At 66.7% G+C, this 1,186-nt stretch carries 1 protein-coding gene; it reads right to left on the reverse strand.

Annotated elements, in window-relative coordinates:
• The coding region (locus DBR22_RS17885; RefSeq protein WP_108600125.1) for a cystathionine gamma-synthase at positions 1-1,139 on the reverse strand (1,139 nt) is incomplete at its 3' end.
• Between the last annotated feature and the right edge of the window lie 47 nt (positions 1,140-1,186).

Raw genomic sequence — 1,186 nt, forward strand, 5'->3', positions numbered from 1 at the left:
TTCTCCAGGTCCGCGATCAGGTCCTCCACGTCCTCGATGCCGCACGAGAGCCGGAGCAGGTTCACCGGCACCGCCAGTTCCGTGCCCTTCACCGAAGCGTGGGTCATTTCCGATGGGTAGTTCATCAGCGATTCGATGCCGCCCAGCGATTCCGCCAGGGTGAACACCGAGGTGTTTTCAGCCACCGTGCGGGCCGCTGCTTCGCCGCCTTTGAACTGGACGGACACCATGCCGCCGAACTTCTTCATCTGCTTTTTGGCCAGCTCGTGGCCCGGATGGGACGGCAGGCCCGGGTACAGCACCGCCTCAACCTCGGGGCGCTGCAGCAGCCATTCGGCCACCGCCTGGCCATTCTGGCTGTGCCGGTCCATGCGCACGCCGAGGGTCTTCAGGCCGCGCGTGGTGAGGAACGCATCCATGGGTCCGGAGACCGCGCCCACGGCGAACTGGACAAAGCCGATCTTCTCAGCGAGTCCGGCGTCGTTGACCACCACGGCGCCGCCCACCACGTCGGAGTGGCCGCCGATGTACTTGGTGGTGGAGTGAACCACGACGTCGGCACCCAGGGCAAGCGGTGTCTGCAGGTAGGGCGATGCAAAGGTGTTGTCCACTACCAGGAGGGCCCCGGCGTCGTGCGCGATCCCGGCGAGCGCGGCGATATCGGTGATCTTCATCAGCGGGTTGGACGGGGTTTCCACCCAGACGAACCGCGTCTTGTTCGCAGCCACGGCAGCGCGGACCGCGTTGAGGTCGGCCATGTCCACGGGGGTGTTCCCGATCCCCCAGTCACCGAGGATCCGGCTGATCAGGCGGTAGGTCCCGCCATAGGCGTCGTTGCCGAGCACAATGTGGTCCCCCGGGCGGGTGAGGGCCCGGATCAGAGAGTCCTCCGCCGCGAGGCCGGAGCTGAACGAGAAGGCTGCGCTGCCGCCCTCAAGCGCCGCGAGCTGTTCCTGCAGCGCATCCCGGGTGGGGTTGCCGCCGCGGCCGTACTCGTAGCCGCCGCGCAGGTTTCCAATGCCGTCCTGGGCGTAGGTGGAGCTGAAGTGCAGCGGCGGGACCACGGCCCCCGTGCGGGGCTCGAAGGCCTGGCCGGCGTGGACGGCGCGGGTGTTGAAGCCCTGGTTTTCTGCAGACATGGAGTTCCTTTGCAGTCAGTTGCTGAAACAGTGAGTTGCTGAAGCAG

The sequence above is a fragment of the Arthrobacter sp. HMWF013 genome (assembly GCF_003061105.1).
GTDB lineage: Bacteria > Actinomycetota > Actinomycetes > Actinomycetales > Micrococcaceae > Arthrobacter.